This is a genomic window from Hyphomicrobium sp. 2TAF46 (assembly GCF_052114865.1).
Classification (GTDB): Bacteria; Pseudomonadota; Alphaproteobacteria; order Rhizobiales; family Hyphomicrobiaceae; genus Hyphomicrobium_B.
In genome coordinates this window covers 285,744-311,513 of the sequence record NZ_JBFRFO010000004.1, presented here as the reverse complement: position 1 = coordinate 311,513, position 25,770 = coordinate 285,744, and the positions used below count along the sequence as shown (strand labels likewise).

Here is a 25,770-nt window from a genome sequence, read left to right as displayed (position 1 = left end):
GAAAGCCGGACAAGCGGGATGAGGGATTTGATTTTGACGTCACGGGCGGGAGCTTCGGTTCTGCGAACAGGCGCGCTGGTGCTGCTTGCTTCGATCCTTCAAATCCTTCCGCAATTCGCGACGCCGGGACACGCCCAGATCAGCATCTGGGATCAGCTGCAGGGACCGAGCTACGGCCGTGGCGCAACCGATGCGCCGCCTCCGAAAGCCGATACGCTTGATGATCTGCGGCCGGACGCAACGCCATGGCGCAGCGACGTCATGGTCAACGCCATCGCGGCGGCAATCGAGCGCTATCAGAAAATCGTCGATAGCGGTGGCTGGCCCGTGGTTCCGCAGGGCCGCATGTTGCGCGAAGGCGACGACGATCCGCGCGTACCCATTTTGCGAAAGCGCCTCAGGATCAGCGGCGACATGCCTGCGAAAGGGTCCTATTACGACTCCGAGACGTTCGACTCCGAGCTGACCGATGGCGTGAAGCGCTTTCAAAAGCGCAACGGCATTCGTGAGACGGGACGCATCGAGCAGTCCGTCTATCCGGTGCTGAACATCACTGCCGAGCAACGTCTCGCGCAGCTCAAGCTCAACTTCGACCGTCTTCGCGGTCTGATGATCGGCGTCGAAGAGCGCTACGTGCTGGTCAACGTCCCGGCATTCCAGCTCGAAGCCGTTGACAAATTTGAGGTGCAGCTTCGCCATCGCGTGATTGTCGGGCGCCCCGGACGCGAAACGCCCGATGTGAAAGCCTCGATCAAGGCGCTCAACTTCTTCCCATATTGGCGTGTTCCGGAGAGTGTTGCGACGCTCGATCTCATTCCGCGGCTTCGCAAAGAGCCGGGCTATCTCGCCGAGGAAGGCATCCGCGTCTATAACGGCGTCAACGGGCCGGAACTCGATCGCAATACAATCGATTGGTCGTCGCCCCAGACCGCCAACTACAAGTTCAAGCAGGACCCGGGCGAAAAGAACGCCCTTGGCTTGCTGCGTTTGGACATGTCCAATCAATACGGCGTCTATATGCACGACACGCCGATGAAGAACCTGTTCGACCAGCGCAGCCGCGCCTTCAGCGCCGGATGCGTTCGCGTAAAGAACGTCTTCGATCTCGGCGATTGGGTCGCGCATTACGAGCCCGGCTGGGAGCAGCCCGGCCGTGTCCGCCAGCAGCTCGACACCGGCCAGCCAATGGAGCTGAAGCTGACGCGCCCGATACCGGTGTACTTCACCTACATCACGGCATGGGCTGAGCCCTCCAACGGCTCGATCGAATTCCGTCCCGATATCTATGGCCGTGACGGCGCCGCGATGCAGACGTCCTATCAGCGCGACGCCGACGATGCGCCGCCCGCATCCGCCGCCGCCGCTCTCGCGCCCTGATCTACCGCAGCAAGCTCGATCCCGGCAGGGATCGGCTTGTGACCTCGCGGAGCACGAAGCTCGAATGCAGGCGGGAGATGCCGGGAAGGCGCGAAAGCTCCTCTTTGTGGATCCGCTCGAAATCCGCGAGATCGCGCGCGAACACCGTAATCAGATAGTCGTCCTGGCCCGACATCATGTAGCAGGACACGATTGACGGCGCCGCCGCTGCCGCCCGTTCGAAAGCCGCCAGCAGATCTTCGTTTTGGCTCTCGAGGCTGATCTGCACGACGACCATCATCGTGAGGCCGAGCGCCTTGCGATTGATTTTGGCCTCATATCCCGCGATCACGCCCGATTGCTCGAGGGCACGGATGCGGCGGGCGATGGCCGTCGGCGACAGCGGGACGCGCTGCGCCAGCTCGACCTGGCTCTGACGGCCGTCGGCAAGAAGAGCGGTTAGAATCGCCTTATCCAGCGCGTCCATGGCTACTTCCGCCATTTTTCTGCGTCCTTCAGCCAATTTTCAGCGATTCTCGTCGTATTTCGGCTCTATGACAACCAGAATTGCTGGGTAACGGCGCGTCTTTTGTGTCAACCATGCAACATAGGGAGCATGAGGGGTCAAAGACGATGCGGATCGGTGTTCCAACAGAAATTAAGCCTGATGAATTTCGTGTGGGTCTTGTCCCAGGCTCCGTTCGCGAGCTGACGGCACGCGGCCACGAGCTCATCGTCCAAGCCGGCGCTGGAGCCGGCATTTTCGTCGACGACGCCATCTATGAGAGGGCCGGAGCCCGCATCGTCCCCACGGCGGACGAGGTCTTCGCCGCCGCCCAGATGATCGTGAAGGTTAAGGAGCCGCAGCCCGTCGAGTGGAAGCGCCTGAAACCCGATCAGATCCTGTTCACATATTTGCACCTTGCCCCGGACGCGCCGCAGGCGATTGGGCTGATGGAGTCGGGTGCCTCGGCCATTGCCTACGAGACCGTGACGGACCCCGCAGGTGGCTTGCCGTTGCTGGCGCCGATGAGCGAGGTCGCTGGCCGTCTTTCAATTGAAGCTGCCGCCGTCGCTCTCCGTCGTCCGACGGGCGGACGTGGCGTGCTGATGGGCGGCGTTCCCGGCGTCAAGCCGGCAAAGGTCGTCGTGCTCGGTGGCGGTGTCGTCGGAACGCATGCCGCGCGGATGGCCGCTGGCCTCGGTGCCGAAGTTTCCATCATCGACCGTTCTCTTCCGCGCCTTCGTCTGCTCGATGAAATGTTCGAAGGCCGCGTCCGCACGCTCGCCTCGACGATGGAGATGATCGAGAACGAAGTGCTCGCGGCCGATGTCGTGATCGGCGCCGTGCTAGTCGCGGGCGCGAGTGCTCCGAAGCTCGTCACGCGTGCAATGTTGAAGGACATGAAAAAGGGCGCCGTTCTCGTCGACGTGTCGATCGATCAGGGCGGCTGTTTCGAAACGTCGAGGCCGACGACCCATGCCCATCCGACGTTCGAGATCGATGGCGTCATTCACTACTGCGTCGCGAACATGCCGGGCGCCGTTCCCGTCACCTCTGCGCAGGCCCTCAATAATGCAACGCTGCCATTCGTCATTAAACTTGCGGAAAGAGGCCTTGCGGCTTTTGATAGAGATCCCCATCTCGCAGCAGGATTGAACGTCAAGGAAGGCCGCATCATGCATCAGGCTGTTGCGGCATCTCTCGGTTTCGACAGCATAGAGACCAGTCGCAAAATTCGTCTCGCTGCGGAATAAAATTCGAGACCCCCGTGCCGCCGGAACCCTCACCGGTGGCCATCCGCCGGTCGCTCCTTCCCCCCAGGAGCGGCCGGCTTTTCTATGCCGGACTTGTTCTCGCGAGCGTTTTATCGGCGACGATTCATCCAATGCCTGCCTTCGAATTGTCGCGAACTCACCTCATGTTTCCTCAATGATTCAGCAAGACTTGTGATCGTTTCGCGGCATAGCGACGGATCATTCCGTGGGCTGCGTTTGGTGGGACAGGAACATCGTTTTCGGTGGGAACGCATCAATGATCAAACTGAACAGATTCATCGCATCGTCGCTCGTCGCCCTGACCATGACGGCAACATTTGTAGCAGCCGGACAAGCAACTGCAGCACCGTTCAACGCGGGCGGAGCAGCGATTTCGAAGTCCGCTGGCCCCGTCACCAACGTTGGCTGGCATGGCGGCGGTTGGGGTTGGGGTCCGGGAGCATTGGTTGGCGGCATTATCGGCGGCGCACTGATCGCGTCGGCAGTTGCCGAGCATCGGGCCGATCGTGTCGACATGGATCGCTGCGCACGGGACTTCCCTGAGTTCAGCTATCGCACCGGCACTTACATCGATCGCCGTGGCGTCGAGCGTGTCTGCCCATATCTTCGCTGAAGTCGCGTCCGGAACTTTGCCGGGATCTTTGCAGCCGTATCTTCCGGCGGCCGCGAGATCCAACTCCTGACCGGACCGAGTATCTCGCGTACGAAGAAAAAATGCGGCGCCGGATATGCCTGATCCGGCGCCGTATTTTATGCGTCTCCGACGACGCGCCGTTATTTCAAGCTCGGGAAATTGAACTCCGCACCCTTGCGGATGCCCGCGGGCCAACGCGCAGTGACCGTCTTCAGGCGCGTGTAGAAGTGCACGCCTTCCGGCCCGTAGATCGCATGATCTCCGAACATCGACCGCTTCCATCCGCCAAATGAATGATAGGCGACCGGAACCGGGAGGGGCACGTTGACGCCGACCATGCCGACTTCGATGCGGTCGGCGAAGGCGCGCGCCGTGTCGCCGTCGCGCGTGAAGATCGCGGTGCCGTTGCCGTATTCGTGCGTATTGATCAGGTCTGCAGCCTCGTCGTAGTTCTGCGCGCGAACGACCGAGAGCACCGGCCCGAAGATCTCCTCGCGGTAGATCGACATATCGCGCGTGACGCGGTCGAACAGCGTGCCGCCGAGGAAGAAGCCGTTCTCGTAGCCCTGAAGCGTGAGGCCGCGGCCGTCCACGACGAGCTTCGCACCTTCCGCCACACCCTTGTCGATGAGGGAGGTGATGCGGCGCTTCGCATCGGCCGTCACCACAGGACCCATCTCAGAGGCTGCATCCGTCGATGGGCCGACCTTCAGATTGGCGACGCGCGGCGCAAGAGCTTCGACGAGCTTGTCTGCCGTCTTCTCGCCGACCGGAACCGCAACCGAGATCGCCATGCAGCGCTCGCCGGCCGAACCGTAGCCCGCGCCCATGAGCGCGTCGACTGCCTGATCCATATCGGCATCCGGCATCACGATCATGTGGTTCTTCGCGCCGCCCAGGGCCTGCACGCGCTTCCCGTTGGCCGAGCCGCGGCCGTAGATGTACTGCGCGACGGGCGTCGAGCCGACGAATGAAACGGCCGCGATATCCGGATGATCGAGGATCGCGTCGACGATCGTCTTGTCGCCGTGCACGATATTGAAGACGCCAGGCGGCAGGCCCGCTTCCTGGAACAACTCCCAGATCAGCATCGGTGCGGACGGATCGCGCTCCGACGGCTTCAGGATGAACGTGTTTCCGCACGCGATGGCGACGGGGAACATCCACATCGGCACCATGGCCGGGAAGTTGAAAGGCGTGATGCCCGCGACGACGCCGAGCGGCTGACGATCCGACCAGCTGTCGATATCCGGCCCGACGTTGCGGCTGAATTCGCCTTTCAGAAGATGCGGAATTCCGCAGGCGAAATCGACGACGTCAATGCCCCGCGCAAGCTCGCCGAGCGCGTCCGCGTGCGTCTTGCCGTGCTCGCGTGAAATGGAACGCGCGATCTCGTCCGAGTTCTTTTCCAGAAGCTCCTTGAATTTGAAGAGCGGCCTCACGCGCTTCATCGGCGGCGTCGTCCCCCACGATTGAGCGGCAGCCTTCGCAGCAGCGACCGCCGCATTCAGATCCTCGACGCTCGACAGCGGAAGCCGTGCAACTTCCTCACCCGTCGCCGGATTGAAGACGGGCATCGTGCGCGCGGCATGGACGGCGGCGCGGCGGCCGTTGATGGCGTTCTCGATCATGTGCATTGAAGGCTCGTTTCTCTTTTGGATTTCCGACGTCGCCGAGGCGCCGCTTAGTTCATCGACTTCAGCACCTTCGTGAAGATGTCGAACAGCTCGTCGATCTCGCTCTTCGAAATGACGAGCGGTGGCGACAGCGCGATGATGTCGCCCGTCTGCCGGACGAGAAGGCCCGCCTCGAACGCCTTGACGAAGCGCTCGTAAGCGCGTTTTCCGGGCTGTGCCGGATCTGGAGCGAATTCGATGGCGCCGATCAGTCCGATGTTGCGGATGTCGATGACGTGCGGCAGCCCCTTGAGTGCATGGACGCGCTCTTCCCAATACGGCGCAAGCTCGGCGGCGCGCGTCAGCAAGCCTTCGTCGGCATAGGTGTCGAGCGTGCCGAGCGCGGCCGCGCAAGCGACCGGATGGCCCGAGTACGTGTAGCCGTGGAACAAATCGATCATCCACTCAGGCCCGTTCATGAACGCGTCGTGGATGTGCGATTTGACGAACACAGCGCCCATCGGGACGGTGCCGTTGGTCACGCCCTTCGCCGTCGTGATGATGTCGGGCGAGATGCCGAAGTAATCGGAGCCGAACGGCACGCCCAGGCGTCCGAACGCCGTGATCACTTCATCCGCGATCAGCAGAATGTCGTACTTGCGCGCGATGGCTTCGAGGCGCTTCAGGTAGCCCTTCGGCGGAATGAGCACGCCGGTCGAGCAGGCGACGGGCTCGACGATAACCGCTGCGATCGTCGAGGCATCGTGCAAGGCGAGGAGACGCTCGAGATCGTCGGCAAGCTCAGCGCCGTGCTCGGGCTCGCCACGCGAAAAGGCGTTGCGCGCAAGATCGTGCGTGTGGCGCAAATGATCGACACCGGCGACGAGCGAACCGAATGTCTTCCGGTTCGGACCGATACCGCCGACCGACATGCCGCCGAAGTTGACACCGTGATAGCCGCGCTCGCGGCCGATCAGGCGCACCTTCGCGCCGTTGCCCTTCGCCCGGTGATAGGCAATCGCCATCTTCAGCGCGGTTTCGACCGATTCCGAACCGGAGTTCGTGAAGAAGACGTGGTCGAAGCCTTCGGGCGCGATATCGACAAGGCGCGTCGCGGCTTCGAATGCCCGCGTATGGCCCATCTGGAATGTGCCGGCGAAGTCCAGCGTCTCGACCTGCGCCTTGATGGCGTCAGCGATCTTCGGACGGCAGTGACCGGCGTTGACGCACCAGAGACCCGACGTGCCATCGAGAACCCGCCGACCGTCATTTGTGATGTAGTGCATGTCCTTGGCGCCGACGAAGAGACGCGGATTTGCCTTGAACTGCTTGTTCGCGGTGAACGGCATCCAGAACGCTTCAAGATCGTTCGGTTTGATTTGGACGTTCATGGTCTCTCTATCCTCTACTTCGCCGGTCGTGACGGTGCTTCCCGCGAAGGGAGCCGCCGTGGTCAAATGTCAAGCCGCGCGCGCGATGGCATCCGTCAATGCCGCCTCGAAAACGTCCATGCCTTCGCGAACCAGTTCGTCGCTCGCGGTCAGCGGTACGAGAAAGCGGATGACGTTGCCGTAGGTGCCGCAGGATAGCAGGATCAGGCCGCGCTCGTTGGCAGCCTTGAGCAGGGCCGCCGTGAGTTCGGGCGCCGGCTCGCCACTCGCTTTGTCCTTGACGAGCTCGACCGCGCACATGGCACCGAGGCCGCGAACATCGCCGATGCAATTGAGGTTGGAGTTGTTCTGCAGCGCCTTGCAGCGATCGATGATGATGTTGCCGATGGCGTTGGCGCGATCGCAGAGCTTTTCGGATTCGATCACGTCGATCACGGCGTGAGCGGCGGCGCACGCTATGGGGTTGCCTGCGTACGTGCCGCCGAGACCGCCAGGGTTCGACGCGTCCATGACATCGGCGCGCCCGACGATGGCGGAAAGCGGCAGACCGCCCGCGAGACCCTTCGCCATGGTGACGACGTCGGCTTTGACGCCATAGTGCTCCATCGCGAAGAGCTTGCCGGTGCGTGCGAAGCCCGTCTGGATTTCATCTGCGATCAGCAGGATACCGTGATCGTCGCAAAGCTTCCTGAGCGCGACCATGAAGTCCTTCGGCACGATGTTGAAGCCGCCTTCGCCTTGCACTGGCTCGATGATGATCGCGGCGATGCTCGACGGATCGGCCGTATGCTTGAAGAGCGACTTCAGGCTCTTCAGGCTCTGCTCGGTGCTGACGCCATGATAGAGGTTCGGGAATTCGACGTTGTAGACGTCGGACGGAAACGGTCCGTATCCCTTTTTGTACGGCACGACTTTGCCGGTCAGCGCCATGCCCATGTGCGTGCGGCCGTGGAATCCGCCCGCGAACGAAATGATACCCGAACGGCCGGTGAACGCCCGCGCAACCTTGACGGCGTTTTCGACCGCTTCGGCGCCCGTCGAGATGAGCATCGTCTTCGCTGGACCCGGAACCGGCGCGATGGCGTTCAGGCGCTCGGCGAGGCTGACGTAGTTTTCATAGGGCGTAACCTGGAAGCAGACGTGGCTGAATGCCTTCAACTGCGCTTCGATCGCTGCAACGACGCGCGGGTGCTGATGCCCGGTGTTGACGACCGCGATGCCCGCGCCGAAATCGATATAGCGCTTGCCGTCTTCGCTCCAGATCTCGGCGTTCTTCGCCGTCTTGGCGAAAATTTGCGTCACGTTGCCGACGCCGCGCGGAACCGCAGCGACACGACGGGCCTGGAGTTCGGCTGAAGTAGCCATGGACGATCCTTCGTATCCGGTATTGAGCTGAAGTTCTTGGCGGTCAGCGGAGCAATAAACGAATTGGCCCGCCGATACTTGACTGCTAGGCGCTGATCCCGCCAAGGCAGATGAATTTCGTCTCAAGATATTCGTCGAGACCCTCCTGCGCGCCCTCCCGGCCGAGACCCGACTGCTTGATACCGCCGAACGGCACGACCTCGTTGGAGAAGACGCCTTCGTTGACGCCGACCATGCCGGCTTCAAGCGCTTCCGCCACTCGCCAAGCCCGAGAAATGTTCTGGCTGAACAGATAGGCCGCAAGGCCGAACGGCGTGTTGTTGGCAATGCGGATCGCGTCCGCTTCCGTCTCGAAGCGGAAGATCGAAGCGACCGGCCCGAAGATTTCCTCGGAAGCAAGCGCCATCTCGGTCGTGATGCCTGTCACGATGGTCGGCGAGAAGAACAGTTTGCCGTGATCGTCGCCCTTGCCGCCCATCTCGATCTTCGCGCCGTGCGAAACGGCGTCGGCAATCAGCGAATGCACCTTCTCGATGGCTTCACCGTTGATCAGCGGCCCGATGGTGGATTTGGCATCCCGGCCCGGAGCAACGACGAGCTTACTGGCGGCAGCCTTGAGCGCGGCGACGAACTTGTCGAAGATACCGGCCTGCACGAGGATGCGGTTGGCGCAAACGCACGTCTGGCCGGCGTTGCGAAATTTCGAAGCCATCGTGCCGGCAACCGCCTGATCCAGATCGGCGTCGTCGAAAACGATCAGCGGCGCGTTGCCGCCAAGCTCGAGCGTGAGCTTTTTGATCGTATCGGCCGACTGGCGATAGAGGATGCGGCCGACCTCGGTCGAACCCGTGAACGTCAGCTTTCGGACGCGGTCGTCTGCGGTCAGAACCTTGCCGCAGCCGGGACCATCGAGCGTCGTGATGACGTTGAACACGCCCGCCGGAACGCCCGCATCGACGGCGAGCTTGGCCAGAGCGATCGCGGAAAGCGGCGTCTCTTCCGAAGGCTTGACGACGATCGTGCAACCGGCGGCGAGCGCGCAACCGACTTTGCGCGTGATCATCGCGATCGGGAAGTTCCAGGGCGTGATCGCCGCGCAAACGCCGATCGGCTGCTTGATGGTGACGTAGCGGCGCGACGCGACCGTGGTCGGGATCGTATGGCCGTAGGCGCGTTTCCCTTCTTCAGCGAACCACTCGATAAAGGATGCGCCGTAGACGACTTCGCCGCGCGCCTCGGTGATGGGCTTGCCTTGCTCGGCCGTCATCAGCTGTGCCAGTGCTTCGGTCTCTGCGATGATGAGATCGAACCAGCGTCGCAGAATTTGCGCGCGTTCCTTGGCGGGCTTTGCAGCCCACGCCGGGAACGCCTTCGCAGCGGCATCGATCGCGCGCTTGGTGTCGTCCGGCGTCAGATCCGGCACGTCCGCGATCTTCTCGCCCGTCGCCGGATCGAGCACCGCGAACGTCTTCGGCGAGTTAACCCACTGCCCATCGATCAGCGCGGAGGTCGGAAATGGGGTCGAGGGTTTGATATTCATTATTGTTGTCTCCGGGAAACGTCAGAACGTGATCGAGACCGACTTCAGGTCGGCGTACTTATGAAGGGCGTGAAGCGAGCGGTCGCGGCCGAAGCCGGACTGCTTGAATCCCCCGAACGGCATCGTGATATCGCAGCTGTCCCAGCCGTTGACCCAGACAAGACCGGCTCGGATCTCTCGCGCGGCGCGATGCGCAAGCGAGATGTCCTTCGTCCAGAGACCGGCGGCTAGACCGTAGTTGGTGTCGTTGGCGATCCGGATCGCATCGTCCGGCTCTTTGAACCGGACGACGGCGAGCACGGGGCCGAAAACTTCCTCGCGCGCCAGCGTGTTCTCGGGCTTGACCTGATCGAACACCGTCGGCTCGACGTAGAAGCCGCCGCTATCGGCGCGCGTACGGTTGCCGCCGAGCGCGAGGGCGCCGCCCTCCTGCTTTGCCGTCTCGATGTAGCGCAGTGCGGTCTTCATCTGCTCTTCACTTACCATCGCGCCGGATGTGGTCGTTGGCTCAAGCGGATCGCCCGCAATGATTTTGCGAGCGACCGTTATGAGCCGGTCGAGGAAATCATCCGCTATAGATTCCTGAACAAGGAGACGAGACCCGGCAGTGCATACCTGCCCTGAATTATAGAATATGCCCCACGCAGCTTCCGTGACGGCGCGGTCAAGATCGGGGCAATCTGCAAAGATGATGTGCGGAGACTTGCCGCCGAGTTCGAGACTGACGCGCTTCAGATTGCTCTGCCCCGAATACTGCATCAGAAGCTTGCCGACGGCGCCCGATCCGGTAAACGCGATCATGTCGACGTCGTTGTGCAGTGCGAGAGCCTTCCCGGCTTCCCCGCCGAACCCTGGCACGACGTTGAGAGCGCCGGGAGGCAGCCCTGCTTCGAGCGCCAGTTCACCGAGCTTCAACGCGGTTAGAGGCGACTGCTCGGCAGGCTTCAGAACGACGGAATTTCCCATCGCCAGCGCCGGAGCGACCTTCCACATCGCCATGTGCAGCGGAAAATTCCACGGCACGATGGCGCCGATGACGCCAAGCGGCTCGTGAACCGCGTATGAGAAGCGATCCGGCGCCTCGGGGCCGACCTCGCCGTAAATCTTGTCGATCGCCTCGGCGTAATAACGGAGCGTCCGCACGGCGTTCGGAATATCGCCGCCAAGCGCATTCGAGATCGGCTTGCCGACGTCCAGGCTTTCGAGAACGGCCACGGTCTCGATATCGCGTTCGATCAGCTCCGCGAGCTTGAGAAGTTTTTTCTTCTTTTCGCGATAATGAAGTTTTCGCCACGATCCTTCGTCGAACGTCCGGCGTGCGCTTTTGACGGCGGCATCGATGTCGGCCACGCCGCCGCGCGCGACGCGATTGAGGATGCGCCCATTCCGCGGCGTGACATTGTCGAACGTTTCGCCCGAAACGCTGGCGACGAGCTTGCCGTCGATAACGGCCTCACCCGGAATCCTCATCGAGTGCGCGACGGCTTCGAAGTGTGCGAGCGATGTCATGACAGATTTGCCTTATGCAACTTGAGCGTACCATTCGTAATCGAGCGCGGTGACGATGCGCTCGAACGCGATGCGCTCGGTCTGCTTCAACCTATAATATACGTCCTGGAAGGGGGCGCCGAAGGCCTCCCGAACAATATTCGACGTCCGGAATTTCTCGAGCGCGTTGACCCAGGCAGTCGGCAGCGCGCTACCCTCGAGCGTCTCGGCGTTGCCCTCGGCGTGTGGGCCGGGATCGATGCCATTCGTGAGGCCGTGGCGAATGCCAGCCAAAATCGCGGCGACGACGAGAAACGGGTTGGCATCCGCTCCGGATACCCGGTGCTCGATGCGCGTCGCGGCGCCGGAGCCGTGAGGAATGCGCAGCGCGACTGTGCGGTTGTTGAAACCCCAATGCGCCGCCATCGGCACGTAGGATTCCGGCACGTAACGGCGATAGGCGTTGGCGGATTGCGCCCAGATTGCCATGAAGTCCGGCATCGACTGGCAAAGTCCGCCGATCGCCTGCCGGAACATCGGCGCCATCGGATCGCCTGCGAAAAGGTTCCGGCCTTGGCTGTCGACCAGGCTGACGTGAATGTGCATCCCCGAGCCGGTCCAGTCATGATGCGGCTTGGCCATGAAGGTCGCGTCGAGATCGTGAGCGCGCGCCGCTGCCTTGACCGCACGCTTCAGCAAAAGGCCGTCGAGCGCCGCCGACATGGCATCGCTGTGCTTCAAGTTGATCTCGAACTGTCCGGGGCCGGATTCCTGCATCACCGCATCGACGGGCAGGCCCTGAGCTTCCGCAATCCGGTAGACGTCGTCGATGAACGGGCCGAGCGTATCCATTTCCTCGAACTGGAACGTCATCGGCCGTTCGGGATCGGCGGAGAGACCGGGCGGCGTCTGCAGCGTGAAGTTGCCATCGGGCGAACGGCGCGTGACGTAGAATTCAAGCTCCACGGCAACGACAGGCTTCTGTCCGGCAGCGGTCAACCGTTCGACTTGTCCTGCGAGCACGCCGCGCGGACACATATCGCAGAATTCAACGGGCACCATCACCGCTTGCCCATGCGTACCCGCGCCTGCCGGAACGGGCTTCAGCGTGCCCGCAAGGATGCGGAATGGAATGTCGTGGTCGCCCGTTTCCCAAAGACGGCCAGTCTCCGCGATCGAATTGCCGCGCGGGTCGAGCACGTAAACCGATGCGGGAAGAAGCAGGCCGTTCTTCGCAGCCCCAACGAGATCGCCGCGCCGGACACGCTTGCCGCGCGCCATGCCGTTCATGTCAAAGAGGATGATGTCGATCCACGTGACGGTTGGATTGGCGTCGAGAAATGCCGTCGCCTCTTCGATGGTGATGAAAGTGTCCGTCGTCATGCGGCCTGTCCTTTGGCGATCTTGCCTCTCGCAGCGTCGCCGAAGCGGCGGAACAGCGCCAGGGATTGGGGATTTGAGTGGATCTGCCACTCGGGATGCCATTGCACGCCGAGCGAAAACGGATGGCCCGAAGGCGCGCGTGCAGCTTCGATCAGCCCATCTTCGGCGAAGGCTTCGGCGACGAGCGGCTTGGCGAGCGTCCTGACGCCCTGTCCGTGCAGCGAATTGACGACGATCGTCTCCTGCCCCAGCCACGTCCTGAGTTCGCCCGTGAGCTTGACCGGATGGCGGGCCGCGAACATCACGTCGAAATCTTTGACCTGCGGCTCGCGGTGATCGGCGTAGTCATCGAGCGCATGCACAGCCTGATGCAGTGTGCCGCCGAGCGCCACGTTGAGCTCCTGGAAGCCCCGGCAAATCGCAAAGATCGGCAGCTTGCGCTCGATCGCCGCCGGAATGAGCGGCAAGGTCACCGCATCCCGGTCGCGATCGATCGCGTCCGGGAGGATCGGGTCTTCGTCGCTGTAGTGCTCCGGGTGAACGTTCGAGATCGCGCCCGTCAAAAGAATGCCGGACGCGACGTCGAGAACCGAGCCGATATCGGCAAGCCCCTTGCCGACCGGCAACAGGAGCGGCTGGCACTCGGAGCCTTCTGCCACCGCGATGGCGTATTTCCTCACCGCGACGTCAGATACCAGGCCGCCGACGGTTTCGGTACTACAAGGAATGACGACGATGGGACGGCTCATGCCGCAAGTTCTCCACGCACGTCTGCGAGCGTCTGATCGAGTGCCTTCTGGATCACCACGCCGGCTTCTTCGAATTGCGCTTCCGTCCAGATCAGCGGCGGCGCGCATACCATGGTGTCGTAAACGGCACGCATGATGAACCCTTCGCGGAAGAAGTGGTCGCGGCAGATAAGGCCGACGCGACCCGGATCGTCGAAGCGTTTGCGCGTTTTCCTATCGGCGACGAGTTCGATCGCGCCGAGCAGACCGACGGTGCGGACCTCTCCTACGAGCGGATGATCCTTGAAGCGCGCAAAAAGCTTGGCGAGCGCCGGACCCGTCGTCTCCTTTACCTTCGGAACGAGCCGGTCGCGCTCCATGATTTCAAGGTTCTTCAACGCCACGGCGCACGCAACGGGATGGCCCGAGAACGTGTAACCGTGATTGAAGTCGTCGTCCTTCGACATCAGCGCTTCGACGATCTTGTCGTCGACGAGAACGCCGGAAAGCGGAATGTACCCGGACGTCGCGGCCTTCGCGAACGTGATCAGGTTCGGCTTGAGCCCATAGAATTCCGACGCGAACCAGGTACCGACGCGGCCGAAACCTGTGATCACTTCATCGGCGAGCAGCAGGATGCCGTATTTGTCGACAATGCGCTGCACTTCGGGCCAATAGGTGGACGGCGCAATCTTGACGCCGCCTGCACCTTGAACCGGCTCGCCTGCAAATGCTGCGACGTTCTCCGGTCCGCAGCGAAGAATTTCTTCCTCGACGGCGCGCGCCGCGCGAAGTCCGAATGCCTCCGGCGTCTCGCCAGGGAACGAGTCCCCATACCAGTAGGGGTCCATCACATGCCGGAACCCTTCGTAGACCGGATAGCTGTGCTGATGGACGTGACTCATGCCGCCCATCGAACCGGCGGCGATGGTCGAGCCGTGATAGGCGTTCTTGCGGCTGATAATGATGCGCCGTTTCGGTTCGCCCTTGAGCACCCAGTAATGACGGATGAGGCGGATCGCCGTGTCGTTGGATTCCGATCCCGACGAGCCGAAAAAGACCTGATTGATGTGCGGTGGCGCCAGTTCCGCGAGCTTGCGGGAAAGGGCGACGACCGGCGGATGCGTCGTCTTGAAGAACGTATTGTAGAACGGTAGCTCGACCATCTGGTCGTAGGCGGCCTGCGCCAGCTCTTTATTTCCGTAGCCGATGTTCGTCGTCCAAAGGCCGGCCATCCCGTCGAGGATGCGCTTGCCTTCGCTGTCGATGACGTACGGACCTTCGCCCTTGACGATCACGCGGACGTTCTGTGCGGCCCGGAGCGACTGATGATCGGAGAACGGGTGCAGGTGGTGCTGTGCGTCGAGGTCTTGGATCTGCTTGGTCTGAAATCGGTTGGACACGGGTCTTCCCTCCAGCGGAATAATAGATGAAGGCCGGTATGCCGGCCGGCGCGAATGAAAATGCTGGGAGACGTCAGTGCGGCGTATAACCGATGCGGGCACAAAGCCTCAAAAGCTCGCGCTTCGGATGAGGAGCGCGCTTTCCGGAACGCGCGGTCTCGTTGCAACCGGTGGAAGCCGATGCACCATTTGAAAAAATAGCCGGGAGCCGGATATCCGACGGCGCCATTCCAGTTATTCCCTGGCCGGTCGCACCATTTTCGATGCGGCGCACTCGATCACTAACGATAGCGTTACTTGCGTCTTCAACGGCTTGGAGAGTATTCTCTACAGTGTAGAAGTCAAGGGCCGTCGGAATGACAGAGCTGAAATCTAGGGCGCGGCGGGGAGTAGAGAAATCGGAAATTCTCGACGCCGCGTTTACCTTGTTCGCGAGCGCCGGCGAGCAGGGATTTTCGATCCGCAAGCTCGCCGCCATCGTCGGCGTCGATCCGATGACAATCCTGCATCATTTCCGCTCGAAGGAAGAACTGCTTCGCGCCATCGCCGACCACGCCTTGCGCGGAGTCGAAATACCCGCAGCGACGACAAATTGGCAAAACGACCTCAAGGCCGTCGCCAACGCCTACCGGATGCTCGCGCACCGTCATCCGCGCGTTTTTCATCTTCACTTTCGCTATAACGCGACCGGCCCCGCCGACCACATATCGAGCGAGATCGTTTATTGCGCATTGCGGCAGGCCGGACTTGCCGACACCCAGGCAGCGGGACTGGGGCTCGCATTTTACGCGTTCGTTCTGGGCTTTGCGCTCGCCGAAACCGAAGGCCTGCTGCGTCCGATAGGTGAGAGCGAAGAAACGGAACTCCAAGCCCTCGACGCCGAAACGTACAAAGCGACTCGCGCGCTCATTCCCGCGCTGAAGACGCTCGACCCCGATGCCGCGTTCGACGATGCGATGAACGCCTTCATCTCGGGCGTCGCCGATCTCTCGAGGCACCGGCCTGACCAATCCTCACTCAACCCAAAATCCGGTGCTGCTTCGCATTAACGTGCACTGCAAACAGGCGGATGATGGTCGAGTAAGCACGATTTGAAGCTTGCGCAGAAAGCGTCAAAGGACATTATTGAGGACAGCGAACGGGAGATCGGAGAGGGCCATGTATAGGGTGCATGCTGGCGGAACGACCTACACATTCTCGTCCCTGAAAGAGCTTTTGGCCAAAGCCACGCCACCGCGATCGGGCGATGTGCTGGCGGGCGTAGCGGCGACATCGGCCGCCGAGAACATCGCCGCCAAGATGGCTCTTGCCGACGTGCCCCTGAAGCAGTTTCTCAATGAGGCGATCATTCCGTACGAAGATGATGACGTTACGCGCCTCATCATCGATACGCATGATGCGGCTGCCTTCGCTGCCGTCGCGCATATGACGGTTGGCGAATTTCGTGACTGGCTCCTTTCGGAAAGCGCGACGCCGCAGAAAGTGTCCGCGCTCGCCCCCGGGTTGACGCCGGAGATGGTCGCCGCCGTCTCGAAGATCATGCGCAATCAGGATCTCGTGCTCGGAGCCAAGAAGGCGCACGTCATCACGCGTTTCCGCAATACGATCGGACTTCCGGGCCACATGGCCGTGCGACTGCAACCCAACCACCCGACTGACGACAAGAAGGGCATCGCCGCCTCGATCGTCGATGGCTTGATGTACGGCTGCGGGGATGCGGTCATCGGCATCAATCCCGCGAGCGATAACCTGACGGCGATCACCGATCTCCTGGTGATGATGGACGACATCATCCGCCGCTTTGAAATTCCGACGCAAAGCTGCGTGTTGACCCACGTGACGACCACGATCGACGCCATCGCCAAGGGCGCGCCGGTCGATCTCGTATTCCAGTCGATCGGCGGCACGGAGGGCGTCAACGCGTCCTTCGGCGTGACGCTCGCGCACCTGAAGGAAGGTCGCGAAGCCGCGCTCAGCATCAAGCGCGGCACCGTCGGCGACAACTGCATGTATTTCGAAACGGGGCAGGGCTCGGCCCTGTCGGCGGACGCGCATCACGGCTGCGATCAGCAGACGATCGAAGCCCGCGCCTATGCCGTGGCCCGTCAGTTCAAGCCACTTCTCGTTAACACTGTCGTCGGCTTCATCGGTCCCGAATATTTGTACAACGGCAAGGAGATCATCCGCGCCGGACTCGAAGATCATTTCTGCGGCAAGCTGCTCGGCCTGCCGATGGGATGCGATATCTGCTACACGAACCACGCCGAAGCCGACCAGGACGATATGGACATCCTGCTGATGATGCTCGGCGCCGCGGGCGTCAACTTCATCATGGGCATCCCGGGCGCTGACGACATCATGCTGAATTACCAGTCGACGTCGTTCCACGACGCGCTCTACGTGCGCGAGGCGCTGGGCCTCAAGCGCGCGCCGGAGTTCGAGGCGTGGCTCGCCCGCATCGGCGTGACCGACACAACCGGCCACCTCGCGCCGCACAGTTCCGGCAATCCGCTTCTCACACACGCACAGGCGCTGGCGGCATGACCATGACAGAGGATCCCTGGGCAAATCTGAAGCAATTCACCGACGCGCGCATCGGCCTTGGCCGCTCGGGCGCCGCGATGCCGACGCGCGAAGTTCTGAACTTCGCTCTCTCGCATGCCATGGCGCGCGACGCGGTGACGTCGCCGATCGATTGGACTCCGATCGAAAAGGGTCTGTCGGCGCTCGGCCTTCCGACGTTGCGAATAGCGAGTGCCGCCGGCGATCGCTCCGAATATCTGCGCCGCCCCGATCTTGGCCGCCGCCTGTCTGATACCTCGCGCGAGGCGCTCGTGCGCGCCTCCGAGATCGAAGCCACGAAGCCCGATCTGGTCATTCTCGTCGGCGACGGACTGTCGTCGCTCGGCGTCGCCGCCAATACGCTCGCGTATATGTCGGCGTTCATGCCCTATGTCGTGAAGTCCGGCTGGAAACTATCGCCCGTGCTGCTGGCCGATGACGCCCGCGTCGCGCTGGGCGACGAAGCCGGTGAGATCCTCGGCGGCAAGGCTGTGCTCGTGCTGATCGGCGAGCGGCCGGGCCTGTCCTCGCCCGACAGCCTCGGCGTCTACCTCACTTTTTCGCCGCGCGTCGGCATCAAGGACGCCGACCGCAACTGCATCTCGAACATTCGCCAACGCGGTCTGTCTTACGATGAAGGCACGTTCAAAACCGCGTGGCTGCTGCGCGAAGCCTTCCGGCGCGGCCTGACCGGCGTCAACCTGAAGGACGAATCCCAGTTCCTGATTGATGCTGAACCGGGCCCCGAACTGATCAAATAGTTCGGCACGTTGCTTCCGCGCACGGTGGGGAAGAGGTTCGCTCTTCCCCTCATTTCGCGAGGGCCCTGCTGATGATCCTCAAACCGCCGTAAAGCAGTTGTCGACGAAGAGGTGGGCGCCGTTGACGAAGCTCGCTTCGTCGCTCGCCAAAAAGAGTGCGGCCCGAGCAACTTCTTCCGGTTCGCACAACCGGCCCTGCTGAACCGCGAGCGCGGCTTCGGACGCGTCGACGCCAAGTTTCGACAGCTCGGCGACTTCGCGCAGCCCGTGAGGTGTCGCAACGAAGCCCGGGCAAACCGCGTTACAGCGGATACCTCTGTCGCGGTATTCGACGGCGATCGACCGCGCGAACATATGGCATGCGCCTTTCGACGTATTGTACGCGGTCTCCAAAGGCGTTGCCGCGATGGCCGAGATCGAAGAGGTGCACACGATCGAGCCGCCGCCCATTTCCAGCATTCCGGGCAGCACCGCTTGCGTCATCAGATACATGCTCGTGACATTGACGCCCATCAGCCATTCCCACTCTTTGAGCGACGTCTCGAGGAACGGCTTGATGATGATCGTGCCGGCGTGATTGAAGAGCACATTGGCTTGTCCGATGGCCGAAGTCACCTTCGCGACTGCCTCATTCACTTGCCCCTGGTCCGCCACGTCGGCGGCGGCGAAAACGGCCTTTCCCCCGGCGTTGTTTATCTCGGCGACGACCGCGCGCCCGGCCTCTTCGTTGCGGTCGATCACGCCGACGGCCGCACCTTCCGCCGCGAACAGTCGGGAAGAGGCGCCGCCCATCCCCGTCGCTCCGCCTGAGATGATCGCAATCTTACCCTTTAGCCGGTCTGCCATTGTCTTACTCCTGTCGAGACGTTTGGTGGCATGTGTAACAGATGCGGGCCGGATCGATTGATCCGGCCCGTACCATTTTTTGACATCTAGAGGTCTTAGCCCGTCAGTGCGTTTCGCCGACAGCCGCCTCGGCCGCTCTGATCTCAGCCTGGCGCTTCGCGATCACATCGCCGATCGGCGGTCCCTGGAAGCGCTTGCGCTCCAGGAGAAACCAGATCAGCGCCGTCAGGACGACGAACCCGACCGTGATGTTGAGCGCCCAGTCGTTCGGCGGCTGCACACCGATGACGAAGATCAGGATCATCGAAAGAATGGAGAGAACCGCAAACAGGGAGTAGGCCGGCCTTCCAATGTTCCACGGACCCATTTTGGGCCACTTCGACGTGCCGTAGGCGAAGAGGCCGAGGGCAATCGGAATGGCGAAGGAGAAGAACAGGAAGATGACCGTGCACGATACGACGATCGTGTAGGCCGACGTTCCGGCAATCGAGACAACCGAGGCACCCCAGACGAAGAGCCAGGACAGGATCGCTCCGGTCCAGATGGCAATGACTGGCGTGCGGTGCTTCGGTGAAACCTTGGCGAGAGACTTGGAGAACGGCAGGCCGCCGTCACGCGCGAACGCGAAGATCATCCGCGAGGCGGATGTCACGGTCGCCAATCCGCAAAGCAGCTGCGAGACGAAGATCGCGAGATAAAGCGCTTCTTTGATACCACCCGGGACGCGCTGGTCCATGGCCCAGAAGAAGACGTTCCAGCCCTGTTTCGCGGCGTCGTCCATGTTGGGGATCATCAGCACGAAAGCCCCGAGCATGATGTAGCCGAAGACGGCCGACCAGAGCACTGAAGTCACCATGCCCTTCGGCACGGATCGCGCGGCGTCGACGGTTTCCTCCGACGTATGCGCGGAAGCGTCATAGCCCGTAATCGTATAGATCGGCAGTAAGAGGCCGAGCAGGAAGACCCAGCTGTCGGACACCGACGGCCAGACACCGCCGCCCGCATCGCCCGAATAGTTGTGGAATGTGAACAAGCGGCTGACATCCCAGCTCGGCGCGAAGATCAAACAGACGGCTGCGAGCGCCAGAGACGTCGCGAAGATCAAGTAGCCAGAGAAGTCCGTCAGTTTCATCGTCAGGCCGATGCCGTAGTGGTTGATCAGCGCCATGCCGCCGGTGATGATGGCGAGGAAAATCGTCTGGTTCGTCAGGTTGTTCTCGATGCCGAGGTTCGGAAAGGCACCTTCGAAGAACGTCCACGTACCGGCGTTGATCGCGCCGAGGACGGTGATGAGGCCGAGAAGGTTGAACCAGGCGGTCAGCCATCCCGTGAAGCGGTTGCCGAGGATAGAACCCCAGTGATAGAGGCCGCCGGCCGTTGGATATGCTGAGCTGATCTGAGCCATGCAGATGGCGAAGACGCCGGAAACCAGACAGCCGATCGGCCAGCCGATGCCGATGCCGATTCCGCCGGAGCCCGACGTCGCCTGCGCCAGCGAGTTGATGCCGCCCGAGAGAATGCAGATGATGGAGAACGAAATCGCGAAGTTCGAAAACGTATGCATGCGCCGGGAAAGTTCCTGCGCGTAGCCCATCGAATGTAGGACTTTTACGTCCTCATCGACCACTTTCGGTTCGGTGGATGACATGTGAGGTCCCCAAGAAATTGTTCCCTTTGGGAAATCTTGGGCGACGTGACGCTTTTCGTCACTCAAGCGTGACGGCGTCCAATTCTTCCGTGGCCACTCTGGTAGCAAGCCGAGAAAAGGTCAATCGCTGGGCAAGGCCAAATAGTGGGCAAACTTTGCCTCGGCCGCACGACAATCATGCGGTCCGAGGTTCGGAAGCGGGGTCCGCCAGACGGTCGAACGTCTATTGATCAGATCTGACCTTTGCGACTTGATCCGTCAGCGGCTCTATCCGGTAGATCGAGGCTTCGGAACTGTCGGTCAACAAATAGATGTACCCGTCCGGAGCGACAGCGACGTCGCGAATACGCCCAATCTTATGGTGGAGATAGCGTTCTTCCTTGACGACTTTTCCCGAGTCCATTCGGAGCCGGATCAGGCATTCCCCGACGAGCGTTCCGATCAGGAAGTCCCCGCGCCAGTCGTCGGGCATGACGTTGCCATAGTAGGAAACAAGACTGGCCGGAGCGACCGATGGTACCCAAACATATACCGGGTCGACCATGCCTGGAGCCGATGTTTTGTCCGAAATGACTGACCCATCGTAGTTAACTCCATAGGTTACGAGCGGCCATCCATAATTGCTGCCGCCGGTAATGAGGTTCAGTTCGTCGCCGCCTTTCGGACCCTGCTCGATTGACCAGAGCTGACCGTCTCCGACGTTACCGATCAATCCCTGCGGGTTGCGATGCCCGTAGCTGTAGATCTCCGGTAGCGCGTCGCTGCGTCCGACGAACGGATTGTCTTCCGGGATCGAGCCGTCGACATTGATGCGGATGATCTTGCCGCCGTCGTCGAGCAGATCTTGCGAGCGCTCTTTCTGGAAGCGGTCGCCGATCGTCAAATAGAGAGCCTTGTCCGGCCCGAACGCCAGACGTCCGCCGATCTGGTCGAGCCCGCTTACGGCTGGCCGGCTCTCGAAAATGACCTGCTTGTCGACGAGGTTCATGCCATTGAGGACGGCGCTGGCAATTCGTATCGTTCCGGCTTCCGGAGTTCCGTGCATATAGGAGAGAAACAAACGGTGGTTCTTCGGGAATTCCGGATCGACGAGTACGTCCAGAAGCCCTGAGTGGCTGCCCGAAAGAACCGTCGGCACGCCTGCGATACCTGCCGGCAGGAGCATGTCGCCCTCGATGACGCGAAGGCGTCCGGGCCGCTCGGTGACCAGAATTCGGCCATCAGGCAGGAAAGCCATCGCCCAAGGGCTTTCGAGTTTGTCGGCGATTTTGCGCAACTCGAACGGGAACTCGCCGTCTTCGATCTCGCGAACATCGGATTGAGGCGGGAGCGAATCGATATGCCGATCATCGCTGCCGATTTCCGCGCGGGCGGTTTCCGGCGCACCGAGGACGAATGCAGCAAAAAAAGCCGTGGCAAATCCGGAGCGGATGCCAAGCCGCCGCCCTAGGGCCGATGTCACGCTGTCCAAATTACCCCCGTCCTTTTTCTTCGTCTTTTCGGATGATTACAGATTTGTGATACTTTTAAGACTATGCAGAAAGAGGGCGCAAGCAAGCCCAAAAAATGAACGTTCAATTCATCCCGTCAAATTCAAGCGTTCATAAAAAGCTCTGTGGCCGATCTCTCGCATCGCGATCGCCTGCCGGAATGTGGAGGTTCCTCGCCCGTCGAACGATCGAACTCCAGAACTTTGCCGTGCCGTCTTCAGCGTGCGAGAGTTACGGGCAACCCGATGCTGCTGGCTCAGAATTCGCATTCTGACGCCGCGCGCTATCGGCCCTTGGATACTCGTCAATGGATCTCGGCTTAAGCCGCTTGCCGCTTGCATTTCTGATCTCCATCGCTCTGCTCGGGGCATGCCTTGCGCTTCGTATCGCCGATCCCGAGCCGGTGGCACGCCTCAGGCTCTCGGTTTTCGATTCCTACCTCCGCGCATCGCCACGCCAGGCCGACCCGGCATTCCCCGTGCGCATCGTCGCGATCGACGAAGCCTCGCTCGCGCGGATCGGCCAATGGCCATGGCCGCGCTCCAAACTCGCCACGCTCGTATCGAAGCTCGTCTCGGCCGGCGCCGCATCGATCACGTTCGACATGGTCTTCGCCGAGCCCGACCGGCTTTCTCCGGAAGAGCTTCTGCGCTCCCTGGCGGATGATGTCGGGCAGGTGACTGCACTCGCGGACTTGGGACGGCTTCCGTCCAACGACACGCGTCTGGCGGCCGCCATCGAAGGCGCGCCCGTCGTTTTGGGGGTCGCCGGAAACGCGGACAGGTCCGGCAAGATAAGTCCTTATCCTGCAGCTGTTTCCTACGCGGGCGACGATCCTTTGCTCTTCGTCCACACCTTCGCAGGCGGCGTGGAAAATCTGCCGGGCCTCACGAAGAGGGCCCGCGGTGTCGGCGCCGTCAATTGGTTGCCTTCGAGCGATCAGGTCGTGCGGCGCATACCGCTTCTCGTTTCGATCGGCGGCTCGCTCTATCCCTCTCTCTCGCTCGAAGCACTTCGGATCGGCACGAAGCAGTCGACGATATTCATCAAGTCGTCGGGCGGAAGCGGTGTCGAAGCCCTCGGACAAAAAACGGGAATAGAGAGCGTCCGCGTCGGCGACACTGTTCTTCCGTCCGATGGACGAGGCGAGTTGTGGCTGAAGTTCGCGCCGAGTGATCCGAGGCGTACGATATCGGCGTTGAGCATTCTCGACGGCACCGCAAATGCCGCCGATATAAAATCCCGGCACATGATTATTGGCGCAACCGCGACGGGCCTTCTTGACCTCAGGGCAACGCCGCTCGAGCCTGCTGTTCCCGGTGTCGAAGTTCATGCACAAGCTCTAGAGCAGATGCTCTCGGGCAATCACCTCGTCCGCCCGGCCTATGCTACAGGCGCTGAACTCGCATTCCTTTTGCTCGTCGGCACACTGGTCGCTTGGCTGATCGAACGATCGGGCGCTCTGCGCGCCGCAATCGCCGGATTGGCTTCGATCGCCGCCATTATAGCGGTCTCGTGGTACGCTTTCGTGGATGGCGGATTGCTATTCGACCCCGTTTATCCCTCGCTTTCCGTGGCGCTTCTTTATTTCGGCGTTTCGCTCACGAGCTTCGTAAAATCCGAAATTCAGCGCGGCGAGATCCGTTCAGCCTTCGGCCATTACGTGGCGGCACCGCTGATCGAGGAACTCGTGAAAAATCGGGATAAGCTGAAACTCGGCGGCGAAACGCGCGAAGTCACGCTCCTCTTTGCCGACGTTCGCGGCTTCTCGAAAATTTCGGAAGGGATGCGCGCGGATGAATTGATCCGCTTCGTCAATCGCCTTTTCACGCCGTTGACGGATATCATCCTTGGCCACGGCGGCACCATCGACAAGTTCATGGGCGACGCGGTTATGGCGTTTTGGAATGCGCCGGTGCACGATTTAAAACATGCTGCCAACGCCTGCCGCACGGCGCTCGCCATGCTGGATGCCCTTGGCTCTCTCAATGCGAGCTTTGAAGCGGAAGCCGCCGCAGCGGGCTTGCCGTTTTCGCCCGTGCGCATGGGCGTCGGATTGAACACGGGAGAATGCGTCGTGGGCAACGTTGGTTCGCCGCAGCGCTTCGACTACTCGGTTCTCGGCGATGTGGTGAACGTCGCCGCCCGCTTCGAGGAAGCGACGAAAACGTTCGGCGCCCGCATCGTCGTGGGTGAACGAACGGCTGCGCAAGCGAGCGAATTTGCCTTTTTGGAGCTCGGCGCCGTCACTCTGCGCGGCAAAGATCGCGCCGAAAACGTTTTCGCGCTACTCGGTGACGAAACGTATGCCGCGTCCGAGGAATTTCAAAATGTGAGCCGCGCGCATGCCGCCTATCTTGCCGCTCGCCGGTCGGGTGACAACGCTCGAACAGAGGAAGCGCTTGCGGCCTGCACGCGCTTCGCCCCGCCAGACATGATCGCCTACTATCGCACCCGAGCTGGCGAAAAAATTCGCCCCGAAGCGTTGAACGGCTAGCAGTGCACTGAGGCGTAGAGATCGAAAATCAACGGCCGCGGCCGCCATAATTTCCGCCGTCGCTACCGCCGCGATGACCGCCGAAACCGCCCATCCCGCCGCCGATGACAATGCCCATGCCGGTCATGCAACCCGGGCAATCGTCACCATATCCTCCATCCCCTTTCGGCTTTCGGGTCACAACTTTTTGCTTCTTCGGTTCGGTCTTGCGCGGTGTCTCGGCCTTGCGCGTCTTGATCGGCGGCTTGGTCTGGATCGGCGCATGCGAATTGATGCACGGCTTCGCGGGGACGTCGGGAAATGAGGCCTCGATGATCTGCGCGCGCGTCAAAAGCGGATTGGGGTCGATCGAGGGCGTATTAATGACAAACGGAAACGCCGTATCGAACGCAACCGAATTGCCGTCGGGAAGCTTCGACCAATTGTAAGGACCCGAGACCGTGCCGTCGCCGTCGATGCGCATCATCTGTCCCGGCTGATCGAGAACCCGGCAGACGCTCTTTTTGCCGGTCGCCTCGAGCGCGCCTTCGTGCAGCAGCACCCACACCGATTTATCAGGCAGAATGTAGGTATCGAAAATCGTGCCACGCACCGTTATCGATGCGTTCGGCGTGTTGATGACGTAGGTCGGCTTCGTCGCAATGCCGGTGATGAAGCGAAACGCACCCTTCGCCATGTTGAGAATGATCGAGCCGGTCTTCTTGTCGCTGTCGTAGACGAATTTATCGAGCACGAGGCGCGATCCTGGGCCAAGCGCGAGCTTCGTGTCATCGTCGAGCTTGAATTCGCCTTGCGCGTCCGTGTTGACCTCGATGATCTCGTCCTGATGAACATCGTCGCCGCGCGCGAGCTTGCGCTGTTTCTCCGCGAAGTCTGCCATGACGATGTTGGTGATCACGATGGCATCGCCGATGCGCTCGCCCGAAGCAGCGCACGCCGGCTGAAGATGCGTCGCGACGATACCGCCGGTGGCTGTCAGGGCGACAATCGCAAGCTTCTTCCAAGAGGATCTCGGCATGGCATGGTCCCCAATGCAACTCTGTAAGCGCTATGCAGTCAAAGAATAGCACAGTTGCGCTTGGCAGGCTTGTTTATCGGATGTTCAATTAATGTCGATGTTCCCCGCGTGACATGCCCCGATTTGCAATGGGGAAAATTCTTTAAACTCTGATGGATTCCAAATAGCGCTGCAACTATAACTGTCAAATTGGAACTTCTGAAAAACGTGTCGACAGCCAAGCGGCAATGATGGCCGCTTCGATCCTTGCCGATGTTCACGAATT

General features: G+C 61.3%; 20 protein-coding genes. 7 read left to right on the top strand and 13 right to left on the bottom strand.

Features of this window, described 5'->3' with window-relative positions; all coding sequences use genetic code 11:
* Positions 1 to 18: 18 nt before the first annotated feature.
* On the top strand, positions 19 to 1,377 hold the full coding sequence (locus AB4Z24_RS10905) for a L,D-transpeptidase family protein (RefSeq protein WP_441708203.1): 1,359 nt from the start codon (positions 19 to 21) through the stop codon (positions 1,375 to 1,377).
* A gap of 1 nt (position 1,378) precedes the next feature.
* Here the strand turns inward: AB4Z24_RS10905 and AB4Z24_RS10900 are convergent, their stop codons facing one another.
* Positions 1,379 to 1,858 carry an Lrp/AsnC family transcriptional regulator gene (locus tag AB4Z24_RS10900; protein WP_441708202.1) on the bottom strand — a complete coding sequence of 160 codons (480 nt, stop codon included), beginning with the start codon at positions 1,856 to 1,858 and terminating at the stop codon, positions 1,379 to 1,381.
* A gap of 131 nt (positions 1,859 to 1,989) precedes the next feature.
* Between AB4Z24_RS10900 and ald the strand changes: the two genes are divergently transcribed.
* Entirely contained in the window at positions 1,990 to 3,114 is a 1,125-nt protein-coding gene (gene ald, locus AB4Z24_RS10895) for an alanine dehydrogenase (RefSeq protein WP_441708201.1), read from the top strand.
* A 277-nt stretch (positions 3,115 to 3,391) separates the two neighbouring features.
* Positions 3,392 to 3,748, top strand: a complete 357-nt coding sequence (locus tag AB4Z24_RS10890) for a hypothetical protein (RefSeq protein ID WP_441708200.1) — start codon at positions 3,392 to 3,394, stop codon at positions 3,746 to 3,748.
* A gap of 161 nt (positions 3,749 to 3,909) precedes the next feature.
* Here the strand turns inward: AB4Z24_RS10890 and AB4Z24_RS10885 are convergent, their stop codons facing one another.
* From AB4Z24_RS10885 to AB4Z24_RS10850, 8 genes are all read right to left on the bottom strand, one after another.
* Positions 3,910 to 5,406, bottom strand: coding sequence for a CoA-acylating methylmalonate-semialdehyde dehydrogenase (locus AB4Z24_RS10885; protein ID WP_441708199.1), 1,497 nt, complete (start codon positions 5,404 to 5,406; stop codon positions 3,910 to 3,912).
* 47 nt (positions 5,407 to 5,453) lie between these two features.
* Positions 5,454 to 6,776, bottom strand: coding sequence for an aspartate aminotransferase family protein (locus AB4Z24_RS10880; RefSeq protein WP_441708198.1), 1,323 nt, complete (start codon positions 6,774 to 6,776; stop codon positions 5,454 to 5,456).
* A gap of 69 nt (positions 6,777 to 6,845) precedes the next feature.
* Positions 6,846 to 8,141, bottom strand: a complete 1,296-nt coding sequence (gene gabT / locus AB4Z24_RS10875) for a 4-aminobutyrate--2-oxoglutarate transaminase (RefSeq protein WP_441708197.1) — start codon at positions 8,139 to 8,141, stop codon at positions 6,846 to 6,848.
* An 85-nt stretch (positions 8,142 to 8,226) separates the two neighbouring features.
* Positions 8,227 to 9,681 carry an NAD-dependent succinate-semialdehyde dehydrogenase gene (locus AB4Z24_RS10870; protein ID WP_441708196.1) on the bottom strand — a complete coding sequence of 485 codons (1,455 nt, stop codon included), beginning with the start codon at positions 9,679 to 9,681 and terminating at the stop codon, positions 8,227 to 8,229.
* Positions 9,682 to 9,702: 21 nt separating this feature from the next.
* Positions 9,703 to 11,190 (bottom strand): aldehyde dehydrogenase, encoded by a 1,488-nt coding sequence (locus AB4Z24_RS10865; protein WP_441708195.1) that lies wholly within the window; start codon positions 11,188 to 11,190, stop codon positions 9,703 to 9,705.
* Between the two features lie 12 nt (positions 11,191 to 11,202).
* Positions 11,203 to 12,552, bottom strand: a complete 1,350-nt coding sequence (locus AB4Z24_RS10860) for a glutamine synthetase family protein (RefSeq protein WP_441708194.1) — start codon at positions 12,550 to 12,552, stop codon at positions 11,203 to 11,205.
* The gene (locus AB4Z24_RS10855) at positions 12,549 to 13,301 is read right to left on the bottom strand and encodes a gamma-glutamyl-gamma-aminobutyrate hydrolase family protein (RefSeq protein WP_441708193.1); all 753 of its coding nucleotides are present in this window, start codon (positions 13,299 to 13,301) and stop codon (positions 12,549 to 12,551) included. Before AB4Z24_RS10855 ends, AB4Z24_RS10860 begins: the two co-directional genes overlap by 4 nt.
* On the bottom strand, positions 13,298 to 14,683 hold the full coding sequence (locus AB4Z24_RS10850) for an aspartate aminotransferase family protein (RefSeq protein ID WP_441708192.1): 1,386 nt from the start codon (positions 14,681 to 14,683) through the stop codon (positions 13,298 to 13,300). The genes AB4Z24_RS10855 and AB4Z24_RS10850 overlap by 4 nt, the downstream gene beginning before the upstream one ends.
* Positions 14,684 to 15,039: 356 nt before the next feature.
* On the opposite strand from AB4Z24_RS10850, the gene AB4Z24_RS10845 reads away from it, so the two are divergent.
* The 3 genes from AB4Z24_RS10845 to eutC all read left to right on the top strand — a co-directional run bounded on the left by AB4Z24_RS10845 (position 15,040) and on the right by eutC (position 18,006).
* Positions 15,040 to 15,732: a TetR/AcrR family transcriptional regulator gene (locus AB4Z24_RS10845; RefSeq protein WP_441708191.1), complete on the top strand. Its 693-nt coding sequence runs from the start codon at positions 15,040 to 15,042 to the stop codon at positions 15,730 to 15,732.
* Positions 15,733 to 15,841: 109 nt separating this feature from the next.
* A complete protein-coding gene (locus tag AB4Z24_RS10840; protein ID WP_441708190.1) occupies positions 15,842 to 17,227 on the top strand; it encodes an ethanolamine ammonia-lyase subunit EutB in 1,386 nt (461 codons plus the stop codon).
* A 2-nt stretch (positions 17,228 to 17,229) separates the two neighbouring features.
* On the top strand, positions 17,230 to 18,006 hold the full coding sequence (gene eutC / locus AB4Z24_RS10835; protein WP_441708287.1) for an ethanolamine ammonia-lyase subunit EutC: 777 nt from the start codon (positions 17,230 to 17,232) through the stop codon (positions 18,004 to 18,006).
* A gap of 78 nt (positions 18,007 to 18,084) precedes the next feature.
* On the opposite strand, the gene AB4Z24_RS10830 is transcribed toward eutC, so the two are convergent.
* The 3 genes from AB4Z24_RS10830 to AB4Z24_RS10820 all read right to left on the bottom strand — a co-directional run bounded on the left by AB4Z24_RS10830 (position 18,085) and on the right by AB4Z24_RS10820 (position 21,962).
* Complete coding sequence (locus AB4Z24_RS10830; protein ID WP_441708189.1) at positions 18,085 to 18,852, bottom strand: SDR family NAD(P)-dependent oxidoreductase; 768 nt, start codon at positions 18,850 to 18,852, stop codon at positions 18,085 to 18,087.
* A gap of 103 nt (positions 18,853 to 18,955) precedes the next feature.
* Positions 18,956 to 20,500: an amino acid permease gene (locus tag AB4Z24_RS10825; protein WP_441708188.1), complete on the bottom strand. Its 1,545-nt coding sequence runs from the start codon at positions 20,498 to 20,500 to the stop codon at positions 18,956 to 18,958.
* Between the two features lie 223 nt (positions 20,501 to 20,723).
* The gene (locus tag AB4Z24_RS10820) at positions 20,724 to 21,962 is read right to left on the bottom strand and encodes a PQQ-dependent sugar dehydrogenase (protein ID WP_441708187.1); all 1,239 of its coding nucleotides are present in this window, start codon (positions 21,960 to 21,962) and stop codon (positions 20,724 to 20,726) included.
* A gap of 335 nt (positions 21,963 to 22,297) precedes the next feature.
* Here AB4Z24_RS10820 and AB4Z24_RS10815 point away from each other — a divergent pair, with 335 nt between their 5' ends.
* Positions 22,298 to 24,487, top strand: a complete 2,190-nt coding sequence (locus AB4Z24_RS10815; protein WP_441708186.1) for a CHASE2 domain-containing protein — start codon at positions 22,298 to 22,300, stop codon at positions 24,485 to 24,487.
* Positions 24,488 to 24,515: 28 nt separating this feature from the next.
* Here AB4Z24_RS10815 and AB4Z24_RS10810 read toward each other — a convergent pair whose 3' ends face one another.
* Positions 24,516 to 25,505 carry a FecR family protein gene (locus tag AB4Z24_RS10810; protein ID WP_441708185.1) on the bottom strand — a complete coding sequence of 330 codons (990 nt, stop codon included), beginning with the start codon at positions 25,503 to 25,505 and terminating at the stop codon, positions 24,516 to 24,518.
* Positions 25,506 to 25,770: the final 265 nt, after the last annotated feature.